This is a genomic window from Solibacillus sp. FSL W8-0474 (assembly GCF_038004065.1).
Taxonomy (GTDB): domain Bacteria; phylum Bacillota; class Bacilli; order Bacillales_A; family Planococcaceae; genus Solibacillus; species Solibacillus faecavium.
Genome location: NZ_JBBOQJ010000001.1, coordinates 2,324,659 through 2,342,021, shown reverse-complemented (window position 1 = coordinate 2,342,021; position 17,363 = coordinate 2,324,659). Strand labels below are relative to the sequence as shown.

Sequence of the window (17,363 nt, the reverse complement as noted above, 5' to 3'; positions counted from 1 at the left end):
AAACACCTAATTCTAGGAGGAATTCTATGTATACAGAAATTTTTAAGGAACTACTTACAATTACTCACCATGATTATGCGGGATATTTGGATAAAAAAGGGTGGGATAGACCGGATCATTATTTGCGAACTATTGAATTATTAGAAAGAGATGATAAGTTAGAAGATGAATCATTTAGCCAATTAGTAAACGAATATTTATTAGATTTTAATGATAAACATATGTATTTCACTGTTGATCAAAATATACTTTTAATAAAAAAACATGTGGATTTAGCGTTAAATGGTACGATGAAGCATTATTCATCATTACATTAAATCAAGAAAAGCGCTTAAGCATTGGTGATAAAATTCTTTCAATTGATCATGTTCCCGTAAAAGAAATTAGTCTTTCTAACCAAAAGAGACTCCAAGAATCCATTCCTGAAAGACAGCGTTGGAATACGATTTTAAATAATGCTTCCTCTATTCAATATATTAACAAAAAGAATGAAACGATTAACTTTGAATTAGCCAAATATGATTTTAGTTATACTGAAGAAATATTTGAACAAAAATTATTAAATGAAAATACTTATTATATTAAACTTCCTAATTTAGTTGATCGTGATAAAATAATCGCTTTGTTAAAAACAGCTATAGATAATTTTAAATCTTTGCCAAATCTAATTATTGATTTACGAAATAATGGGGGTGGTGATGCGACAACGATTTCCGCGTTAGAGCCATTAATGTTTGCCCCTGGCGAAACGCCAAATAATAATATACCAGTTCGTCTATTCAATTGTACGGAAAGAAATGTTGATTTATTTATCGAGCTTTGTAATTTATACCGCGATTTAGAATTAGACGATAATACACGAAATATGCTTAAATTTGCTGAAACTATGTTTGAAGACAACCGTGGAAATGGATTTGTGGAATTTGATTTTTCTCAGATTGTAGGAGTTATGCAAAGGGAGTTTGAGGGAACTGCTAATCCGAAAAACGTTATTATTTTAATGGATGAAAATACAGCAAGTGCGGCAGAATCATTTGTTGAGGGAAGTGCTGAATCATCAAAAGTCGTAACCATAGGTCGGGCAACAATGGGAATCAACGATTATAGCGATTTAGTTATTAAAAATTGGGGAAATAAATATGCACTACATTATCCAGTTTCAAAATTATCAACTTTGACAGAGCACCATCCTATTTTTGGAACAGGTATAAAACCAGATGTTCATGTAGTTTGGACTCCAGAGTTTATAAAAGCTGATAAGGATTTAGAACGAGCATTAGAAATATTGGAAAGTAAGTTTGTCTTGAAGAATATTTAAATAAATTATCGGATATATTTGAGAAGTTTTCTGTAGGGTTACAATATTTGTAGCCCTACTCATAATTCCTCATAATCAAATCTGAAGAAACAGGCTTTAGCTGCATTTCTCTTGCCCAGATGGATAATTGACCGATGTGGTGGACTTCATGTGTGATGATATGGGCCAATATCTTTTTTTGAGTAAAATGCAGAATAGTTTTGTCGCGCCGTGTTACATTAACAATTACATTCTCATAGTCAGAAGGTAAATGTTTAATGAATCTTTCCGTATGTGCTTTCACAAAAGTAGAGTAAGCTTTAACTGCATTTAAATCGTCAATTTCTTTACGTGCTTCAAAAACAATTTTTGATTCAAGCATTGAATTTAACCATAATAGTTCACAATCTACTATATGTATTAATGTTTCCCGAATACTTTTCATTCCGCCTGTACGCTCTTTATGAAACTCTTCTACAGGTAGTGTCTCACACCACTGCAGCCAGTCTTCACGTACTTGCCAGTTATATTGGAATAAAGATAACATCTTCCACCTCGTCTTATCAAAATAGAAAATCTAAAAGAATTATAACTTACTGGTTGATATATTGGAACAATATGTATAGTGTAATAAAAAACCATTACAAAATTAAAATATATAAACAGTTGACACATACCCTGTGGGGTAGTAAGATGAGGTCAAGCTAATAAAAACATTTAAAAAAGAGGTGAGCATATGCAATACGATCCAAAGGTGCTGGCACGCATGAAAAAGATGGAAGGTCAGCTTCGAGGCATTTTACGGATGATGGAAGAAGAGAAGGATTGCAAAGATGTCATCACTCAGCTAAGTGCTGTGCGTTCTGCTGTTGACCGAACTATTGGTGTTATTGTAACAGATAATCTAGTGGAGTGTCTTTCAAAGGAAGATGCAGAAACAGTAGATAAAAATGCAATCGTTAAACAGGCAGTAGATTTATTAGTAAAAAGTCGATAAGACTTTTTATTTTTAACATAAAATATACCTATAGGGGTAAGGGGACAATAAATTGGAAAAGAAAAGAACAACCATCGTTTTATTCAGCGGTGATTATGATAAGGCAATGGCAGCTTATATTATTGCGAATGGTGCAGCAGCATATGATCATGAGGTAACAATATTCCATACGTTCTGGGGTATCAATGCTTTACGAAAACAAGAGCCAGTAGCCGTACAAAAAGGATTTTTAGAAAAAATGTTTGCAAAAATGATGCCTCGTGGCGCTGAAAAGCTTGGCTTATCAAAAATGCAAATGCTAGGTATGGGACCGAAAATGATTAAGCATGTTATGAAAAAGCATAATGCGTTAACGTTGACACAATTGGTTGAAATGGCACAAGAACAGGATATTAAGCTTGTTACATGTACGATGACAATGGATTTATTAGGTCTTCAAAAAGAGGAATTATTAGATGGCATAGAGTACGCGGGTGTTGCAGCATACTTAGCAGATGCGGAAGAAGGAAACGTAAATCTATTCATTTAAGAGGTGACTTATGGAAATAGTAATTCTAATTGCAGTAATTGTTGCATTTTTTGTTTGGCGTATGAAGCCGACAAAAGGAGTAAATACTATATCGACAGCTCAACTTAAAACAATGATTAATGATCGTAATAAAGTATTTATTGATGTTCGTACACCAGGTGAGTACAAAGCACGTAATATCAAGCAATTTAAAAACATCCCACTAGGCTCTGACTTTTCTAAATTGCCAAAGGATAAGGAAATTGTTGTGATTTGTCAAAGTGGTATGCGATCTAGTCAGGCTTGTAAACAATTAAAAAAACAAGGATTTGAAAATGTGACGAATGTCCGTGGCGGTATGAGCGCATATTAGGAGGAATTAACATGAAAACCATTTTACCAGAAGAAGTAAAGAAAAAGTTAGAAGCAGGCGAGTCGGTACATTTAATCGATGTTCGCGAAGTAGATGAAGTAGAGTCAGGTCACATTCCAGGGATTAAACATATACCTTTAGGGTTACTTGAATTCCGCATGAATGAATTGGATAAAAAAACACCATATATTATGGTATGCCGTTCTGGCGGTCGCAGTGGTCAAGCTACAGCATATTTAGAGTCTCAAGGTTTTAATGTAACGAATATGGCTGGCGGTATGCTTGAGTGGACTGGCGAAGTAAAATAAAAAATTTTAAACGAAAATATACCCTGTTAGGTATGGATGGAGGATTCATATGATTAAATCAGATGTACAGCTCGATGCAAAGGGCTTAGCTTGCCCGATGCCTATTGTCAAAACAAAGAAAGCAATGGGTAATTTAGAAGAAGGTCAAGTATTGGAAATTCAGGCAACAGATAAAGGTTCTGTAGCGGATTTAGCAGCTTGGTCAAAAACAGTTGGTCATCAATACATTGGGACTAATGAAGAAAATGGCGTATTTTATCACTATATCCGAAAATGCAATCCAGATGTAAGCAAAGCAGCGGAGAAGTCGTATGAAAAAACGATTTCAAATGAAGCAGCTATAAAAGAAGATGGCATTATTTTAGATGTGCGTGAAGCAGCGGAATATGCTTTCGGTCATATTCCAGGCGCAAAATCAATCCCAATGGGTGAGTTATCAGAGCGTATGAATGAACTGGACAAGGCACAAACTATTTATGTTATTTGCCGTACAGGGACACGCTCAGATTTAGCAGCTCAGCAATTATCTGAAGCAGGCTTTACAAAAGTTTATAACGTCTTACCTGGTATGACAGGGTATGAAGGCGAACTACAGAGAGAGGTTGAATAATATGTCAAACAAAGTAGCGATTATCGCAGCAAACGGTGGACTTTTCGATGCATATAAAGTATTTAATATTGCCACTGCAGCAGCAGCGTCAGAAAAAGAAGTTCAAATTTTCTTTACATTTGAAGGCTTGAATCTAATTCATAAACAAGGTATGCATGCACTTGAAATGCCAGCTGGCAAAGAGCACTTTGCACAAGGGTTTGCCAATGCAAATGTCCCAGCAATTCCACAATTAGTGGAGATGGCACAAGATTTAGGCGTACAATTCATCGCATGCCAAATGACAATGGACGTAATGGGTTTAACAAAAGAAGATTTCGTAGATGGAATTAGTGTAGGTGGCGCTGTAACATTCTTGGAATATGCGAAGGATGCAGCACCAACTTTAACATTTTAATCTTAAGGTTTTAGTAGCAACTTGCTACTAGAGCCTAAAAAATTTTAAATAAAATAATACCTATGGGGGTACTTGATATGACAGTAACAGCTTGGACAGCGGCACAAGTTGCACGCAAAGTAATCGAGAACAAAGAATTATTTATTTTAGACGTACGTAATACAGATGCATTTGAAGATTGGAAAATTGAAGGACATCAATTCGAATACTTAAATATTCCTTACTTCGATCTTTTGGATGGAGTAGAAGAGATTTTACCGAAGATTTCTAAAGATAAAGAAGTTTTAGTCGTATGTGCGAAGGAAGGTTCTTCTATTATGATCGCGGAAATGCTGTCGGATGCAGGCCTTACAGTGGCTTATCTTCAAGGTGGGATGAAATCATGGTCAATGTACCTTGAGCCAATCAAAGTGGGCGACCTAAAAAATGGTGGCGAGCTATACCAATTTGTCCGTTTAGGTAAAGGCTGTCTTTCTTACATGGCGATTAATGGCGGAGAAGCTGCAATAATCGATGCGGTACGCTTTACAGATGTATTTACAGACTTTGCAAAAGAAAAAGGTGTAGAGATTAAACATGTATTCGATACACATCTGCACGCTGATCACATTTCCGGTGGACGTCATATCGCAGCTGAAACTGGTGCAACATACTACTTGCCGCCAAAAGATGCGGAAGAAGTAGTGTTTGACTATACACCTTTAACAGATGGATTAACAGTACATTTAGGTGCATCACAAATTGAAGTAGGCGCGATGTATTCGCCAGGTCATACAATCGGTTCAACATCTTTCGTAATTGATGGTAAATATTTATTAACAGGTGACATTTTATTCATCGATTCAATCGGTCGTCCGGACTTAGCTGGTTTAGCTGAGGACTGGGTTGGTGATTTACGCGAAACATTATATAAACGCTATCGCACATTAGCAGAGGACTTAATCGTATTACCTGCTCACTTTATGATTATTGAAGAGCTGAATGAAGATGGTACAGTGGCAAAACGCCTTGGTGACTTATTCGCTGAAAACCATGGTTTAAATGTGGAGGACGAAGCAGTATTCCGTTCAATGGTAACAGATAACTTACCGCCACAGCCAAATGCTTATCAGGAAATCCGTATTGTAAACATGGGGAAAGTGACACCTAGTGATGAAGAGCAAACGGAAATGGAAATTGGACCAAATCGTTGCGCAGTACGTTAATTCATTCATAAATAAAATGTTATACCTATCGCTTGCCTCGTGCTCAAGAGGCAAGCAACCGTTTTGTACGGTAAATAAGAAAATCGCTTACAAAAATCATTTTTAAGAATAGAGGAAACCAATATGAATATCGCAAAAACTTTAGATGCAAAAGGCTTAGCTTGCCCAATGCCAATCGTACGTACGAAAAAAACTATCGACACAATTAATTCAGGTGAAATTTTAGAAGTATTAGTAACAGACAAAGGTGCACTGAATGACTTTACTGCATGGGCTGGTGCTGGTGGTCACACAATCGTAGAACAAAAAGAAGAAGCAGGCGTACTGTACTTCTACATCCAAAAAGCATAAAAAAATAGCGAGTAGAGAGAAGTTCTACTCGCTATATTTTTTTCGAAAGAAGGCATTTATATGGAAATCGATTTATCGTTCGCATTTATAGCGGTCATTTTTGCACTCGGGTTTGTCGGCTCATTTATTTCCGGCATGCTCGGTGTTGGCGGTTCGATTATTAAATACCCATTGTTACTTTATATCCCACCAATGTTTGGTCTAGTCGCATTTACTGCTCATGAAGTTTCAGGGATAAGTGCTGTACAAGTATTATTTGCTTCGATTGCAGGAGTTTGGGCTTATCGTAAAAGCGGATTGTTAAACAAGGACTTAATCATATACATGGGTGCCGCGATTTTAATTGGTAGTTTTATCGGTAGTTACGGATCTGGTTTTTTATCAGAAGATGCCGTCAATATCGTTTATGGTATATTAGCCGGAATCGCAGCTATAATGATGTTCATTCCACGGAAAACGGTTGAAGATAGTAAAGAGATTACATTTAATAAGGTATTAGCCAGCTCGCTTGCACTTGTTGTCGGAGTAGGCTCAGGAATTGTCGGAGCAGCAGGTGGATTTTTACTTGTGCCGATTATGCTGACGATCCTTAAAATCCCAACACGCGTGACAATTGCGACTAGTTTAGCGATTACTTTTATTTCGTCAATCGGCGGCAGTATCGGGAAAGTGATGACTGGTCAAGTCGAATATTGGCCGGCTTTTATAATGATTATTGCAAGTATTATCGCTGCTCCATTAGGTGCAAAAGTTGGGCAGAAAATGAACGTGAAAATGCTACAATGGCTACTTGCAGTGATGATTGGTGCAACTGCAATTAAAATATGGGTTGATATTTTTCAACAATAGGAGGTGGAGCGTATACTTGCGCTTCACTTTTTTATTAAGAGGTAATCATTATTTACATGTCGAAATAATTAAAAGAGTAGAGGGTAAGGAGGTTAAAAAAATGTGGATTGAAACGGAACGATTGTATATACGAGAATTTGAGCGGGAGGATGAACAGGCAGTATTTGAATATACATCCGATAACCTTGTCATGAAATATATACCTGAAGGCGTTTTTACAAAAGAAGCTGCAAAAGAATTTATTACGCAAAATATAGGGGAGAAAGCTGAAAAATACGCTGTCGTATTAAAAGAAGAAAACATTTTGATTGGACATATCTTTTTTGGCAAATATTTTGGTGATCATACATATGAGATTGGTTGGGTGTTCAATCCGAAATTTTATAATCAGGGCTATGCGTCAGAAGCTGCAAAAGCAATGTTAGCATATGGCTTTGAAAAAATGAAATTACATCGAATTATCGCAACCTGTCAGCCTGAAAATACGCCTTCATACCGTGTGATGGAGAAAATCGGCATGAGAAGAGAAGGGCATTACAAAAAGTGTATTCCGAACGGAGCCGAGTGGTGGGATGAGTATTATTACGCGATTTTGGATGAAGAGTGGACAACGATTAAATAGTATACACAGGAAAGATAACCAGGGGGAAGGTTATAATGAAGCAAATAGGTGTAAGTTTTTTTGTGAATGATGCCATTCATTCAGATTACTTGTTATCAGATTTATTATTAGATGTAATTGATCCAACTTGGTATTGGCATAGTGATGGCGGCGAAAATTATCAAGTAGAGGGGGAAGGGTATAACAGAATTTTAACCCCTTTATTTAGTGTAGATGAGTTGGTACTTACCGGGGAAGAGTTCAGAGAACGTATAACTACTACGAGGCATTATGTAATCACTGCAGCTCTTAAAGCTTTCCTTGTAAAAGAAGATATAGTAGATATTCTAGATTTTCATGATTTTGAGATTAGTTCTTGCCAACTCGCCATAATCATAATGGACACAGGTTTTGTTTCAATTTATTTAAAAGATGAGTTAATGATTCAGCAATTTGTTGAAAACGCATACAATAAAGGGTGTACAAGTATTAAAATTATAAATGAAGATCATGCATTTCCACCGCCACATTTAACAATCTAACATTTTTACAGGTCTAGCGAATTTTGCTCCATAACTAAAATAAAGGGCGCGGTTCTTAAACAAGAATTAGCGTCTATTTACATAAAAGGAGATTAATATATTGATAAAACAAATGGGAATTGTTTTGTTTTCCTTGTTATTACTAATGGGATGCAACGATAGCAGCTTAAAACGAAATACAGAACTTGAAGAAAAACTTCATTCGTCCATTATTATGGTATCTGATAATAGCACTAGCGCACACTATATCGATTCTTTTGTAGATTTTAAATGGGATAAGGCTTATTTAATTCAACCTTATACAACGCAAGCAAATATTGAAAAGCAGCTGGGCGTTGATTTCAAGGAGCCAAGTAACATTGGTTTAAGAGATGATATTTACTTATTGGTCTTCTTAAATCAAGGTAAAGCAGTTCAATATGCAGAAATTGAACGTTTAAAAACTACTTTCTCGTTAGGTGATAAAGAGTATCTTGAACCTTCAAATGATATTATTTATATAGAGCGATGATGATGAGGCAGTTAATTGTGAGTAAATGAAAAACGGCTTTGAACAAGGTTATAACAAAAAAAAGAATCCATTAGGACCCTTTGTATAATTAATTTTCAATTTTATTATTTCCCCAATAAGGATTTTCACTTTTAAGCCACCATAAGGAAAGAATAAACCAGCTATAGCCAAGCAACCAGCCTGCAATCACATCAGAAGCAAAATGACGAGCCTCTGCTATACGAGAAAGCCCAATTAATATAGCCAATAGGATGGCTATGATCCAAATGATAAGCGACGTGCTCTTAGAAGTGATGACTCGGTTCAATACATAGGCGATAGTAAGTAAATATAGCAAACCATGCACTGCATGACCTGAGGGAAAGCTATAAGTTGAGAATTGATCCACAATATCCGGACGAGGCCGTTCAATTATGCGTTTTAATAAATGATATAATGCATATCCGCCACCTACAGAGAAAATAACAAAGACTATTAATTTAAGGTCTTTTTTACGAAGCAACATAAAAATCCATAAAACGATTGTAACAGCAAAAATAAACTTAGTTTCACCTATATAATGAAACATTGTAATAAATTTATTGCCCAATAATAAATCCGATGCTTTACTGTCAAAAGCTTGAATGAATGATGTTTGATACGTACCCCATAAAATACAGAATACAACGAAAGAACAAACTGCTAACACATATGGCATTTTGTTTATTTTTTTATTCCTTTGCACTTGTGTCCTCCATTTTTGGAAATAGATCTTATTATGGCTTAGTTTGAATGAAATATACTATTATTTAACACGAATGGGTATTCCAAATTACAAAGGAATATTAAAATGTTTAATTGAAATCAACATGATATAGACAATGGAGGAATGTTGAGGATGAAATTAATAATCGCGTTTTTAGCACTGATCGGTGGTGCGGCAGTTGCTATACAAAGTCAGATAAATGCACAGTTAAGTAAAAAAGTTGGCATATTGGAAGGTGCGACTACTTCATTCTTGGTGGGGGCGCTTGCGCTATTCTTTTTAGCTTTCTTTTTTGGGAAAGGTAATTTTTTAAATGTATTTAATGTACCAAAATGGCAATTAATCGGTGGATTACTAGGTGCATTATTCATTGTCGTTAACATTTTTTCTGTCAACCTTATTGGTGTTGCCGCTACCCTTATGGCAGTTGTTATTGGTCAGATTGTGGTCGGTGCAATTATTGATCATTTTGGACTGTTTGGTGGGGAAGTATTTCCGCTAAATACGACTAAATTCATTGCCCTTGCGTTGATGTTTGTTGGAATATATTTGTTTAATAAAGCGTAATGACGAATTTTTAGGATTTAGGGCCATTGATAAATACATCAACATTTATAAAGGGAGGAATTAAATATGTCATTAACTGATCCCACAACAATTTCAAGTTGGCTACGGCCTCATTCCATTGAATGGTACCAACAATTAAGTGATATTCAAGGGAAGTACACATACTCCTGGGAATCAACACTTTCAGAGCCTAACGGAGATTCAATTTTTGATGAGGAAGTAACGAAAATAATTACCAATAAAAAAGTTTTAGACGTAGGATGCGGGCATGGTGATTTCACTAAAAAAAATGGTTTAGTCGCAAAAGAAATAATAGGGTTTGATGTAACAAATAATTTCATTAAAGCTGGTCTAGAAAATAAACCAACAAATGTTTCTTTTGTTTTAGGCAGTACAAAAGAAAGTCTGCCATTTGAAATGAATGAATTTGATTGTGCCTATATTAGAAAAGGTCCAACCTCAGCATATCCACTTCTGTCTAACATCGTAAAAAAAGGCGGCAAAATAATAGGTTTACACCCTGGAGATGATACAAATCAAGAACTCCCAAATTTATTCCCTAATCTATTTGAAAATTCAATAGGAACGCCTATTTTAGATAATATTCAGCAAAGGCTTGAGCTGAGTAATTTTTCATATTTCAGTATTGAAGTTATAAACAGTACAGAGTTTATTCATACTCCAATAGATATATTAAAGTTACGGTGTTTTGGGCAGCATCCCTCCATTTATGAAACATTAAGAAAAAAAGACTTACAGAAAACTGCAAGAATTTTTGAACAACATGCTACAGAAAGAGGCTTGCCTATAACATTCTCCCGTTATGTAATTCGAGTAACTGTTTAAATCACTCCCATATTATACTTACATATTTTGAAAATAGAATAACTAGAAAGGTCCTGTATCCGATGTACAGGACTTTTTTTGTCATGTACTAAATAACTACCTTCACCTACAAAAAAGGGGACGAAAATCCGCTGAATGAATCACCTTATAAATTTCATTTTTGTAAAAATTTATGAAACTTTATTTATTTCTTTCCGTAGATATAGTGAAGGGAGACATTGGACTAATAAAGAGTTAACGTAAGGTGGTATTCTTTTGAAAAAAATATTATTAATTTTAGCTGTTTCCGTCGCTGTTTGTTTTATATATTTTTATAAATCACCCGTACTAAGTTCAGACGCAGCTCTATTTCATGCAGAAAAATATTTATTAAATCCTAATGAAGAAGTATGGGGAACGGTAATATTCAATGGGCTGGAAGGAATTCCGGAAGAAAATATAGGTGTAAATCTTTCACAAAAATCTGGATTTTGGAATGAATTATTAAATAGAATGCAGTGGGAAGTGTCGATAAAATCACCTGAAATGAATTCAACTATTGTGTTAGATGCACATACTGGGAAATTCATAAGTTATTTCGGGGCATTTAGCTAATTTCAAGTTAAATTTTAGTGATTATATGAAACAATGCTAGATCTATATTTAAATTAAAGGGGGAATTAAAATGAAGACCAATTACTCGCCTCGTCTAGTTTTATCAATAATAGCCATATTAATTCTTATCAGTACACCTGTTTTCGGACTAATCTTTCCTATTTTCTATGTTCAGACATTTATTTATGATCCATCGACAATTGTACTCTATCCTGGTAGTACAAATTATAGAATAGTAATGGCTGCTTGTTTAATATTAATTATTGGATTGATGATTCCTATCATTAAACAGAATAAATTTACTTATAGCCTCATGACTGCTTTTATAGCTGGTGGCCTCTTTGTTTTTTATTTATCGATTTTAACTTATACCTATATAGGAAAAGAACAGGTCGTTTCAAATAAATTATTCGATGATAAAACATTTCAATGGTCTGAAATTGAAGAGGTAGTGTTCGAATATTACGTTGACGACATCGGTTCACATGAAGAATATATCTTTACTTCAGTTGATGGAAGTTCACTTCGCATTCCTGTAACTAAACAGTATCTTCAGGAAGATAAAAGTGAAATTTATAGGGTAGCTAAAGCAAATAATATCCGGTTTATTGAGCAGGAGAAGAAGTAAGGGCTTTTCAGTTTATCATATTTAGCTTTATAAATTTCTAGGAGGTCATCATGGAATTTTATACATTTAATAAAGAGAGTGGCAAAAGGATTTCACAATTTAATTCGGATTTTATTATTTCCCGTATTATTGAAACAACTAAAGAAACGAACATTGGGTGTATGCACTTAAATCAAAATGGAATTATAGGCTATCATCAAGCAGTAGTTCCTCAACTCCTTTTAATTTTGAACGGAGAGGGCTATGTTCGGAATGAAAAAGAGGAATATTTTAAAGTTTCGACTGGGGATGCTGTTTTTTGGGAGAAAGACGAATGGCACGAAACGAAAACGGATGAGGGGTTAACGGCTATAGTCATTCAAAGTAAGGAACTGACGCCTAATTTATTTATGCCCCTAAAGTATGATAGTAAAAGTTTGAATTCTTAATGCCAAAAGGAGATTCATATGGAAGAATTATTAAATAAAGCGCGGTTAGTAGCAACTAAGGCTGTAATGGATGCGGGGAATATAGCAAAAGAGCGTTTTGGTAAAGTTACGAGTATGGAAGAAAAAGATGATTTTGGGGATATAATAACTGAAGTAGATCATTTAGCTGAAGCTGTAATATTAAACGCATTAACGAGTGCTTTTCCTGACCATAAAATACATAGTGAAGAAGCAGGGGATAATGGCTTACAGAGTGAGTGGTTATGGCAAGTGGATCCATTGGACGGAACGAATAATTTTGCCATTGGGCTTCCTGTATTTACTGCTTCTATAACACTATTACATAAACATGAACCGGTTCTTGGTGTTATCTATGAACCGATGGTAGATCGGTTATTTATATCTAGTGTTAACGGTGGTTCATTTTGTAATGATACAGCATTAAAAGTTATGAAGAGAGATCATCCGAAAAAGTTTACGATTGCTTGGATACAGGGTCACAAAGTGCAGAATGATGAAAAGGCTGTAATATTACGACAATATATCGATGTGAATTGTAAAAGGATGATGAGACTTTGGGCTCCTACTCTGCAGTGGTGTATGCTTGCAAAAGGCGATATAGACGGAATTATCCTTTATAACTCTGAAGGGGATGACTTGTATTCCGGCATACTTATGGTAAAAGAAGCGGGGGGAATTGTCATTGACTTTGAAGGAAATGACTTCACAGGCATGAGCAATGAACCTTACTTAATTGCTTGCCATCCAGACAATAAGGATTACTTCTTAGATATGGTTCGAAAAGGATTAAATAGCTCTACAGAATCTTTACATATTATTTAATAAATATGGACAGTTCATTTTTTGGAATGGTTTTGCCGGTTTAATCTTTTGGTGGATTTATTGGAGGTACAATCTAGAGCTAGCTATGCTTGCACATATTCCCATGAATTTACTCATGTTGATGTACTGCTTTTTTATATAAAAACTCAATAAAGGACATAACTTTTTCTCCAAATAAGTTATGTCCTTTAATATATACTGAAATATCTCTAAACGTTTAATCATATGTCTGAACTAAAAATCCATTTTCCTCATCCCATACATCCAGGCTCTAAATGAGCTTTTTTACCTCTCTATCAAACAGGGTTAACTTAACTCTCATTTTGCAAAGTAATTAAAAAACGAAGGTTAACTATCGCTATTTTGGGAAAGTAATAAAATATGCCGAAAAATATAAATAGGCTCTCTAACTGGCAAGTTAGAAAATCTATCAAGGAGGTTCATATTTTATGGATAATAAAGAGAGAACAGTTGGTGAATTGATGCTGGACCAACTATCTATGTTTGGCGTTAAACGGATATACGGGGTAGTGGGAGATACTACTTTCGGACTCATAGATGCACTGGCTAAGCAGGATAAAATACAATACATTGCAGTTAAGCATGAGTCGACAGCTGCTTTTATGGCGTCTGCAGAAGCAAAACTGACAGGCGGGCTTGGGGTATGCACCGCAACGATGGGACCTGGTGCAGCTAACCTTTTAAATGGACTTGGTGATGCGCATGCTGATAGAGCACCGGTACTAGCCATTACAGGACAGGCCCAAAGCGATAAAATTGGGACGGAATATCCACAATATGTGGACCAGCAGGAGCTAATGAAGCCCTTTGCTGCTTATTCTGCTAATCTGGCTAATCCAGATGCGACGATTGAGGTTCTGCAAAAAGCGGCAAGAACATCACTCGGACAGCGGGTAGTCACACATCTATCTATACCGAAGGACATTTTCATGATGCCGGCTAAAGGTGAGCCGCGTCCATTGCCTAATGTAATAGAAGGGGCTTCCAATTTTACGAAAGAAAGCTTAGAACATGCAATCGGAATTATGAAAACAGCCAAGCGGCCAATGATTCTGGCAGGCTTAGGTGCCACATCCGTATCAGAGGAGTTGGAAACACTAGCAAATCTGTGGGGAGCTGGAATACTGACAAGCTTAGGTGGCAAAGGCTTATTTAATGAATCTTCAGAGCTCGTTCTTCAAGGAATAGGCGAAGGCGGTAATCCTTATGCTGCTGATTTATTTAAAGAGGCAGATGTGGTACTTCTTGCGGGCACGACTTGGTGGCCTGAAGGGTATGTGCCAACTAATGCAAGGATTATACAGATTGACCGCCAATTCGATAAGTTTGTAAAAGAAATTCCAACTGAGCTTGGCATCATGGGAAAAACAGAAGAAGTTGTACCATTCTTATTGGAGAGCATGCAAGGATTCTCCCGCTCTGAAGATTGGGTGACTCGTTGTCAGAAAGTTAAAGAAAAATGGGCGGAGCAAAATAAGAAGGAAGGCAGTACTACAGGTTATCCGGTCCATCCTTCACGAATTATGCATGCCTTGGACAGAACAGTGGAACCGGATGCCATTCTTGCACTGGATACAGGAGATAATACAGTGTGGACGAATCGGAACTTCCGACAAAAGGGGCAATCTGTTTTATTCTCTGGCTACTGGCGGACATTAGGCTTTGGACTTCCAGCAGCGATGGCGGCCAAGCTTATCCAACCAGATAAACAAGTAGTGGCAATTGTCGGGGACGGCGGACTCCAAATGGTACTTGCAGATTTATTGACAGCTACTCGATATGGACTCAATATTACGGTCGTTGTGTTAAATAATGAGAGTCTGCAAATGGAAAGAGACAAATTAAAAGTAGCTGAGAAGGAAGAAGTAGGAGTTGATTTAACCAACCCAGATTTTGTGAAGTTGGCAGAAGCTTGTGGTTGGAAAGGACTACGCCCCGCTTCAGATTCTGAGCTGGAATCGGTAATGGAAGAGGCACTTAATACAACTGCGCCTACGTTGGTAGATGTTCGTACAGCCCAAGTATTCTTCCCGGAAACGAACTAACAAGAGGTGGTGATCGAATGAACGGTCACCACTTCACTTATAAAGGATATTATAATTTCAATACAATGCGTAGAATAGCTTTTAACTGTTTAAAGTGAATAATCACAGGGTATTCAAAGGAATGTAACACAAATTAGTAAAGGAATAGATTCTTAGATTTTTCCTTACTATCAAAACTAGATTAGGAGATGATTTTTGATGGGAAACAAACATCTAACAGATCCACGTAAAAAATATCATACAGGAAACTTCCCGGATCAAGAACAGAACACTCCAGCGCTCCAAAAAGATATGAGCCCAGAACCTGATTGCGGAGAACAATCTTACAAAGGTCATAATCGCCTAGAAGGGCGCAATGCCTTGATTACAGGTGGTGATTCCGGAATTGGCCGTGCCGCTGCTATTGCCTATGCACGTGAAGGGGCAAATGTAGCGATCCAGTTCTTCCCTGGTGAAGAGAAGGATGCTAATGAAGTGAAAGAATTAATTGAAAAAGAAGGCAAAAAAGCATTACTGCTACCGTATGATCTGCGTGAAGACGGCGCAGCGACTGAGATTGTAACAAAAACAGTGGAAACTTTTGGCGGTTTGGACACGCTCGTATTAAATGCGGCGCAGCAAATTGCACAACCTTCCCTAAGTGAAATAACAATCAAACAAGTGGAGGACACTTTCAAAGTAAACATTATTAGTATGTTTGAAACTGTAAAAGCTGCCGAAGATCATCTGGAGCCAGGAAGTGCCATTGTTACTACTTCTTCTATTCAATCGTTCAATCCATCCACACAATTACTAGATTACGCAGCTACAAAAAGTGCGATAACCAACTTTACGTTAAACCTTTCTGCATACTTTGCATCTAAGGGTGTACGTGTTAATGGGGTAGCGCCAGGACCGATTTGGACACCGTTGCAGTTGGATAACGGACAATTGGAAGGTAGTATCCCTGAGTTTGGCCAAGACTCGCCACTTGGTCGTGCTGGACAGCCGGTAGAGCTTGCACCGGTATATGTTCTACTAGCCTCCGATGAAGGAAGTTATATTACTGGACAAATTTACGGGGTTACTGGTGGCGAAGCGATAAACTAGAAAATAGTTACTTACTATAAAAAAGTATAAGTTTCCCGTTTCAAAAAAAGGTGTTAATCCAACAAGGATTAATGCCTTTTTTGTTGAAATTATTATACTAAGGAAGTTTCATAAGGCTTCCGATGGGGAGAATACCACTAATGGAAATTTATTAAGAATCTTCTTAAGAAGTAGAGGGGTTGGTTTATGTGCATGGAACTTGAAAACAGACATATAGAAAGAGATACATTATTACCAAAATATCGTGAAAGACTATTGGAAAATATCTTAAAAGACTTAACATCTGATTCGGATGTTTTAGCAATTTACCTAGCGGGTTCATTAGCAAGAGGTACCTTTGACAATTATTCTGATATTGACATACATACGATTGTTGCGCCTGAAAAGAAAGCTGAATACATAAAAAACAAACAGAATAGAGCAAAGAATTGGGGAGAAGTATTATTTATCGAAGACCTTAATCCTTTTTCTCCATTCGTAGTTACCCACTATGAATCTTTTATAAAAGTGGATAGCTGGTATCATACACCTGACGAAGTTGTACCTTCGATTTGGCTTAAGGAGTATAAAGTTCTTTACGATCCTAATAATATAATCACTAAGGTCATAGAGGACTCTTCATTCGAAGTATATAAACCGTCATCGGATGAAGTTGTTTTTTGGAGAGGAAAGCTGTTTGCTTTTATCCATGAAACGTACAGAGCAGTTATGCGGGAAGAATTATATTATGCTATCTCTAATTTAGATAGAGTGCGATGGCTTGTTGTTTTTGGCTGGTATATGGAAATGGAACAACATTTAGATAGTCCATACGGTGTCTGGTCAAAAATTGAGGGAAAAAGAGAAGTAAATTAAGTCCTTGGCAGCTAGCTCGTTTGGAAGAATGGGATTGTGGTCGGAATGCTAATCAAATTATGAAGACGTTGATTTCTATGTTTCCAGAAATTCTTAGACTGAATAAATATTTGAGTAGGCAAGTTAGTATAGAGGAAAATGAAGAGCATTTCA

Annotated in this window: 25 protein-coding genes; 23 read left to right on the top strand and 2 right to left on the bottom strand. The window is 36.4% G+C overall.

Annotation, left to right across the window (positions count from 1 at the left end):
- Positions 1-26 precede the first annotated feature (26 nt).
- Together NYE67_RS11740 and NYE67_RS11735 are read left to right on the top strand one after the other, a co-directional pair.
- Entirely contained in the window at positions 27-317 is a 291-nt protein-coding gene (locus NYE67_RS11740) for a hypothetical protein (protein ID WP_340730169.1), read from the top strand.
- Positions 305-1,318: a S41 family peptidase gene (locus NYE67_RS11735; protein ID WP_340730908.1), complete on the top strand. Its 1,014-nt coding sequence runs from the start codon at positions 305-307 to the stop codon at positions 1,316-1,318. Before NYE67_RS11740 ends, NYE67_RS11735 begins: the two co-directional genes overlap by 13 nt.
- Positions 1,319-1,373: 55 nt before the next feature.
- Here NYE67_RS11735 and NYE67_RS11730 read toward each other — a convergent pair whose 3' ends face one another.
- Positions 1,374-1,844 (bottom strand): DinB family protein, encoded by a 471-nt coding sequence (locus tag NYE67_RS11730; RefSeq protein ID WP_340730168.1) that lies wholly within the window; start codon positions 1,842-1,844, stop codon positions 1,374-1,376.
- Positions 1,845-2,033: 189 nt separating this feature from the next.
- Between NYE67_RS11730 and NYE67_RS11725 the strand changes: the two genes are divergently transcribed.
- From NYE67_RS11725 to NYE67_RS11670, 12 genes are all read left to right on the top strand, one after another.
- Complete coding sequence (locus NYE67_RS11725; RefSeq protein ID WP_340728283.1) at positions 2,034-2,294, top strand: metal-sensitive transcriptional regulator; 261 nt, start codon at positions 2,034-2,036, stop codon at positions 2,292-2,294.
- A 52-nt stretch (positions 2,295-2,346) separates the two neighbouring features.
- Positions 2,347-2,823, top strand: a complete 477-nt coding sequence (locus NYE67_RS11720; protein ID WP_340728282.1) for a DsrE/DsrF/DrsH-like family protein — start codon at positions 2,347-2,349, stop codon at positions 2,821-2,823.
- Between the two features lie 10 nt (positions 2,824-2,833).
- Positions 2,834-3,175, top strand: a complete 342-nt coding sequence (locus NYE67_RS11715; RefSeq protein WP_191699916.1) for a rhodanese-like domain-containing protein — start codon at positions 2,834-2,836, stop codon at positions 3,173-3,175.
- A gap of 11 nt (positions 3,176-3,186) precedes the next feature.
- Positions 3,187-3,483: a rhodanese-like domain-containing protein gene (locus NYE67_RS11710; protein WP_340728281.1), complete on the top strand. Its 297-nt coding sequence runs from the start codon at positions 3,187-3,189 to the stop codon at positions 3,481-3,483.
- A gap of 49 nt (positions 3,484-3,532) precedes the next feature.
- Positions 3,533-4,093, top strand: a complete 561-nt coding sequence (locus tag NYE67_RS11705) for a sulfurtransferase TusA family protein (protein ID WP_340728280.1) — start codon at positions 3,533-3,535, stop codon at positions 4,091-4,093.
- Between the two features lies 1 nt (position 4,094).
- On the top strand, positions 4,095-4,490 hold the full coding sequence (locus NYE67_RS11700; RefSeq protein WP_339212716.1) for a DsrE/DsrF/DrsH-like family protein: 396 nt from the start codon (positions 4,095-4,097) through the stop codon (positions 4,488-4,490).
- A 77-nt stretch (positions 4,491-4,567) separates the two neighbouring features.
- Positions 4,568-5,695: an MBL fold metallo-hydrolase gene (locus tag NYE67_RS11695; RefSeq protein ID WP_340728279.1), complete on the top strand. Its 1,128-nt coding sequence runs from the start codon at positions 4,568-4,570 to the stop codon at positions 5,693-5,695.
- A gap of 123 nt (positions 5,696-5,818) precedes the next feature.
- Positions 5,819-6,046, top strand: coding sequence for a sulfurtransferase TusA family protein (locus NYE67_RS11690; RefSeq protein WP_191699911.1), 228 nt, complete (start codon positions 5,819-5,821; stop codon positions 6,044-6,046).
- Between the two features lie 60 nt (positions 6,047-6,106).
- Positions 6,107-6,895 (top strand): sulfite exporter TauE/SafE family protein, encoded by a 789-nt coding sequence (locus NYE67_RS11685; protein ID WP_445683019.1) that lies wholly within the window; start codon positions 6,107-6,109, stop codon positions 6,893-6,895.
- A gap of 100 nt (positions 6,896-6,995) precedes the next feature.
- Positions 6,996-7,517, top strand: coding sequence for a GNAT family N-acetyltransferase (locus NYE67_RS11680; protein WP_340728278.1), 522 nt, complete (start codon positions 6,996-6,998; stop codon positions 7,515-7,517).
- Between the two features lie 35 nt (positions 7,518-7,552).
- Positions 7,553-8,038, top strand: a complete 486-nt coding sequence (locus NYE67_RS11675; protein ID WP_340730167.1) for a DUF2691 family protein — start codon at positions 7,553-7,555, stop codon at positions 8,036-8,038.
- A gap of 100 nt (positions 8,039-8,138) precedes the next feature.
- Positions 8,139-8,549 carry a hypothetical protein gene (locus NYE67_RS11670; protein WP_340730166.1) on the top strand — a complete coding sequence of 137 codons (411 nt, stop codon included), beginning with the start codon at positions 8,139-8,141 and terminating at the stop codon, positions 8,547-8,549.
- Positions 8,550-8,637: 88 nt separating this feature from the next.
- On the opposite strand, the gene NYE67_RS11665 is transcribed toward NYE67_RS11670, so the two are convergent.
- Positions 8,638-9,273, bottom strand: coding sequence for a phosphatase PAP2 family protein (locus NYE67_RS11665; RefSeq protein ID WP_340730165.1), 636 nt, complete (start codon positions 9,271-9,273; stop codon positions 8,638-8,640).
- Positions 9,274-9,426: 153 nt separating this feature from the next.
- Between NYE67_RS11665 and NYE67_RS11660 the strand changes: the two genes are divergently transcribed.
- The 9 genes from NYE67_RS11660 to NYE67_RS11620 all read left to right on the top strand — a co-directional run bounded on the left by NYE67_RS11660 (position 9,427) and on the right by NYE67_RS11620 (position 17,210).
- Complete coding sequence (locus tag NYE67_RS11660; protein ID WP_340730164.1) at positions 9,427-9,861, top strand: DMT family transporter; 435 nt, start codon at positions 9,427-9,429, stop codon at positions 9,859-9,861.
- Positions 9,862-9,927: 66 nt separating this feature from the next.
- Entirely contained in the window at positions 9,928-10,707 is a 780-nt protein-coding gene (locus tag NYE67_RS11655; protein ID WP_340728273.1) for a class I SAM-dependent methyltransferase, read from the top strand.
- Between the two features lie 255 nt (positions 10,708-10,962).
- Positions 10,963-11,301, top strand: a complete 339-nt coding sequence (locus NYE67_RS11650; protein WP_340728272.1) for a hypothetical protein — start codon at positions 10,963-10,965, stop codon at positions 11,299-11,301.
- A 70-nt stretch (positions 11,302-11,371) separates the two neighbouring features.
- Positions 11,372-11,929 carry a hypothetical protein gene (locus NYE67_RS11645; RefSeq protein WP_191699904.1) on the top strand — a complete coding sequence of 186 codons (558 nt, stop codon included), beginning with the start codon at positions 11,372-11,374 and terminating at the stop codon, positions 11,927-11,929.
- A 50-nt stretch (positions 11,930-11,979) separates the two neighbouring features.
- On the top strand, positions 11,980-12,357 hold the full coding sequence (locus NYE67_RS11640) for a cupin (protein ID WP_340728270.1): 378 nt from the start codon (positions 11,980-11,982) through the stop codon (positions 12,355-12,357).
- Between the two features lie 18 nt (positions 12,358-12,375).
- Positions 12,376-13,200: an inositol monophosphatase family protein gene (locus tag NYE67_RS11635; protein WP_340730163.1), complete on the top strand. Its 825-nt coding sequence runs from the start codon at positions 12,376-12,378 to the stop codon at positions 13,198-13,200.
- 449 nt (positions 13,201-13,649) lie between these two features.
- Positions 13,650-15,266, top strand: a complete 1,617-nt coding sequence (locus NYE67_RS11630) for a thiamine pyrophosphate-binding protein (RefSeq protein ID WP_340730162.1) — start codon at positions 13,650-13,652, stop codon at positions 15,264-15,266.
- A gap of 198 nt (positions 15,267-15,464) precedes the next feature.
- Positions 15,465-16,355, top strand: a complete 891-nt coding sequence (locus NYE67_RS11625; protein ID WP_340730161.1) for an SDR family oxidoreductase — start codon at positions 15,465-15,467, stop codon at positions 16,353-16,355.
- 192 nt (positions 16,356-16,547) lie between these two features.
- Complete coding sequence (locus NYE67_RS11620) at positions 16,548-17,210, top strand: aminoglycoside 6-adenylyltransferase (RefSeq protein ID WP_340730160.1); 663 nt, start codon at positions 16,548-16,550, stop codon at positions 17,208-17,210.
- Positions 17,211-17,363 lie beyond the last annotated feature (153 nt).

Coding starts and splice junctions, on each gene's coding strand:
- NYE67_RS11730 (WP_340730168.1), bottom strand. CDS start 1,844: ATGTTATCTTTATTCCAATATAACTGGCAAGTACGTGAAGACTGGCTG.
- NYE67_RS11620 (WP_340730160.1), top strand. CDS start 16,548: ATGGAACTTGAAAACAGACATATAGAAAGAGATACATTATTACCAAAA.
- NYE67_RS11705 (WP_340728280.1), top strand. CDS start 3,533: ATGATTAAATCAGATGTACAGCTCGATGCAAAGGGCTTAGCTTGCCCG.
- NYE67_RS11630 (WP_340730162.1), top strand. CDS start 13,650: ATGGATAATAAAGAGAGAACAGTTGGTGAATTGATGCTGGACCAACTA.
- NYE67_RS11725 (WP_340728283.1), top strand. CDS start 2,034: ATGCAATACGATCCAAAGGTGCTGGCACGCATGAAAAAGATGGAAGGT.
- NYE67_RS11675 (WP_340730167.1), top strand. CDS start 7,553: ATGAAGCAAATAGGTGTAAGTTTTTTTGTGAATGATGCCATTCATTCA.
- NYE67_RS11635 (WP_340730163.1), top strand. CDS start 12,376: ATGGAAGAATTATTAAATAAAGCGCGGTTAGTAGCAACTAAGGCTGTA.
- NYE67_RS11645 (WP_191699904.1), top strand. CDS start 11,372: ATGAAGACCAATTACTCGCCTCGTCTAGTTTTATCAATAATAGCCATA.
- NYE67_RS11690 (WP_191699911.1), top strand. CDS start 5,819: ATGAATATCGCAAAAACTTTAGATGCAAAAGGCTTAGCTTGCCCAATG.
- NYE67_RS11660 (WP_340730164.1), top strand. CDS start 9,427: ATGAAATTAATAATCGCGTTTTTAGCACTGATCGGTGGTGCGGCAGTT.
- NYE67_RS11715 (WP_191699916.1), top strand. CDS start 2,834: ATGGAAATAGTAATTCTAATTGCAGTAATTGTTGCATTTTTTGTTTGG.
- NYE67_RS11680 (WP_340728278.1), top strand. CDS start 6,996: ATGTGGATTGAAACGGAACGATTGTATATACGAGAATTTGAGCGGGAG.
- NYE67_RS11700 (WP_339212716.1), top strand. CDS start 4,095: ATGTCAAACAAAGTAGCGATTATCGCAGCAAACGGTGGACTTTTCGAT.
- NYE67_RS11625 (WP_340730161.1), top strand. CDS start 15,465: ATGGGAAACAAACATCTAACAGATCCACGTAAAAAATATCATACAGGA.
- NYE67_RS11695 (WP_340728279.1), top strand. CDS start 4,568: ATGACAGTAACAGCTTGGACAGCGGCACAAGTTGCACGCAAAGTAATC.
- NYE67_RS11640 (WP_340728270.1), top strand. CDS start 11,980: ATGGAATTTTATACATTTAATAAAGAGAGTGGCAAAAGGATTTCACAA.
- NYE67_RS11685 (WP_445683019.1), top strand. CDS start 6,107: ATGGAAATCGATTTATCGTTCGCATTTATAGCGGTCATTTTTGCACTC.
- NYE67_RS11655 (WP_340728273.1), top strand. CDS start 9,928: ATGTCATTAACTGATCCCACAACAATTTCAAGTTGGCTACGGCCTCAT.
- NYE67_RS11710 (WP_340728281.1), top strand. CDS start 3,187: ATGAAAACCATTTTACCAGAAGAAGTAAAGAAAAAGTTAGAAGCAGGC.
- NYE67_RS11740 (WP_340730169.1), top strand. CDS start 27: ATGTATACAGAAATTTTTAAGGAACTACTTACAATTACTCACCATGAT.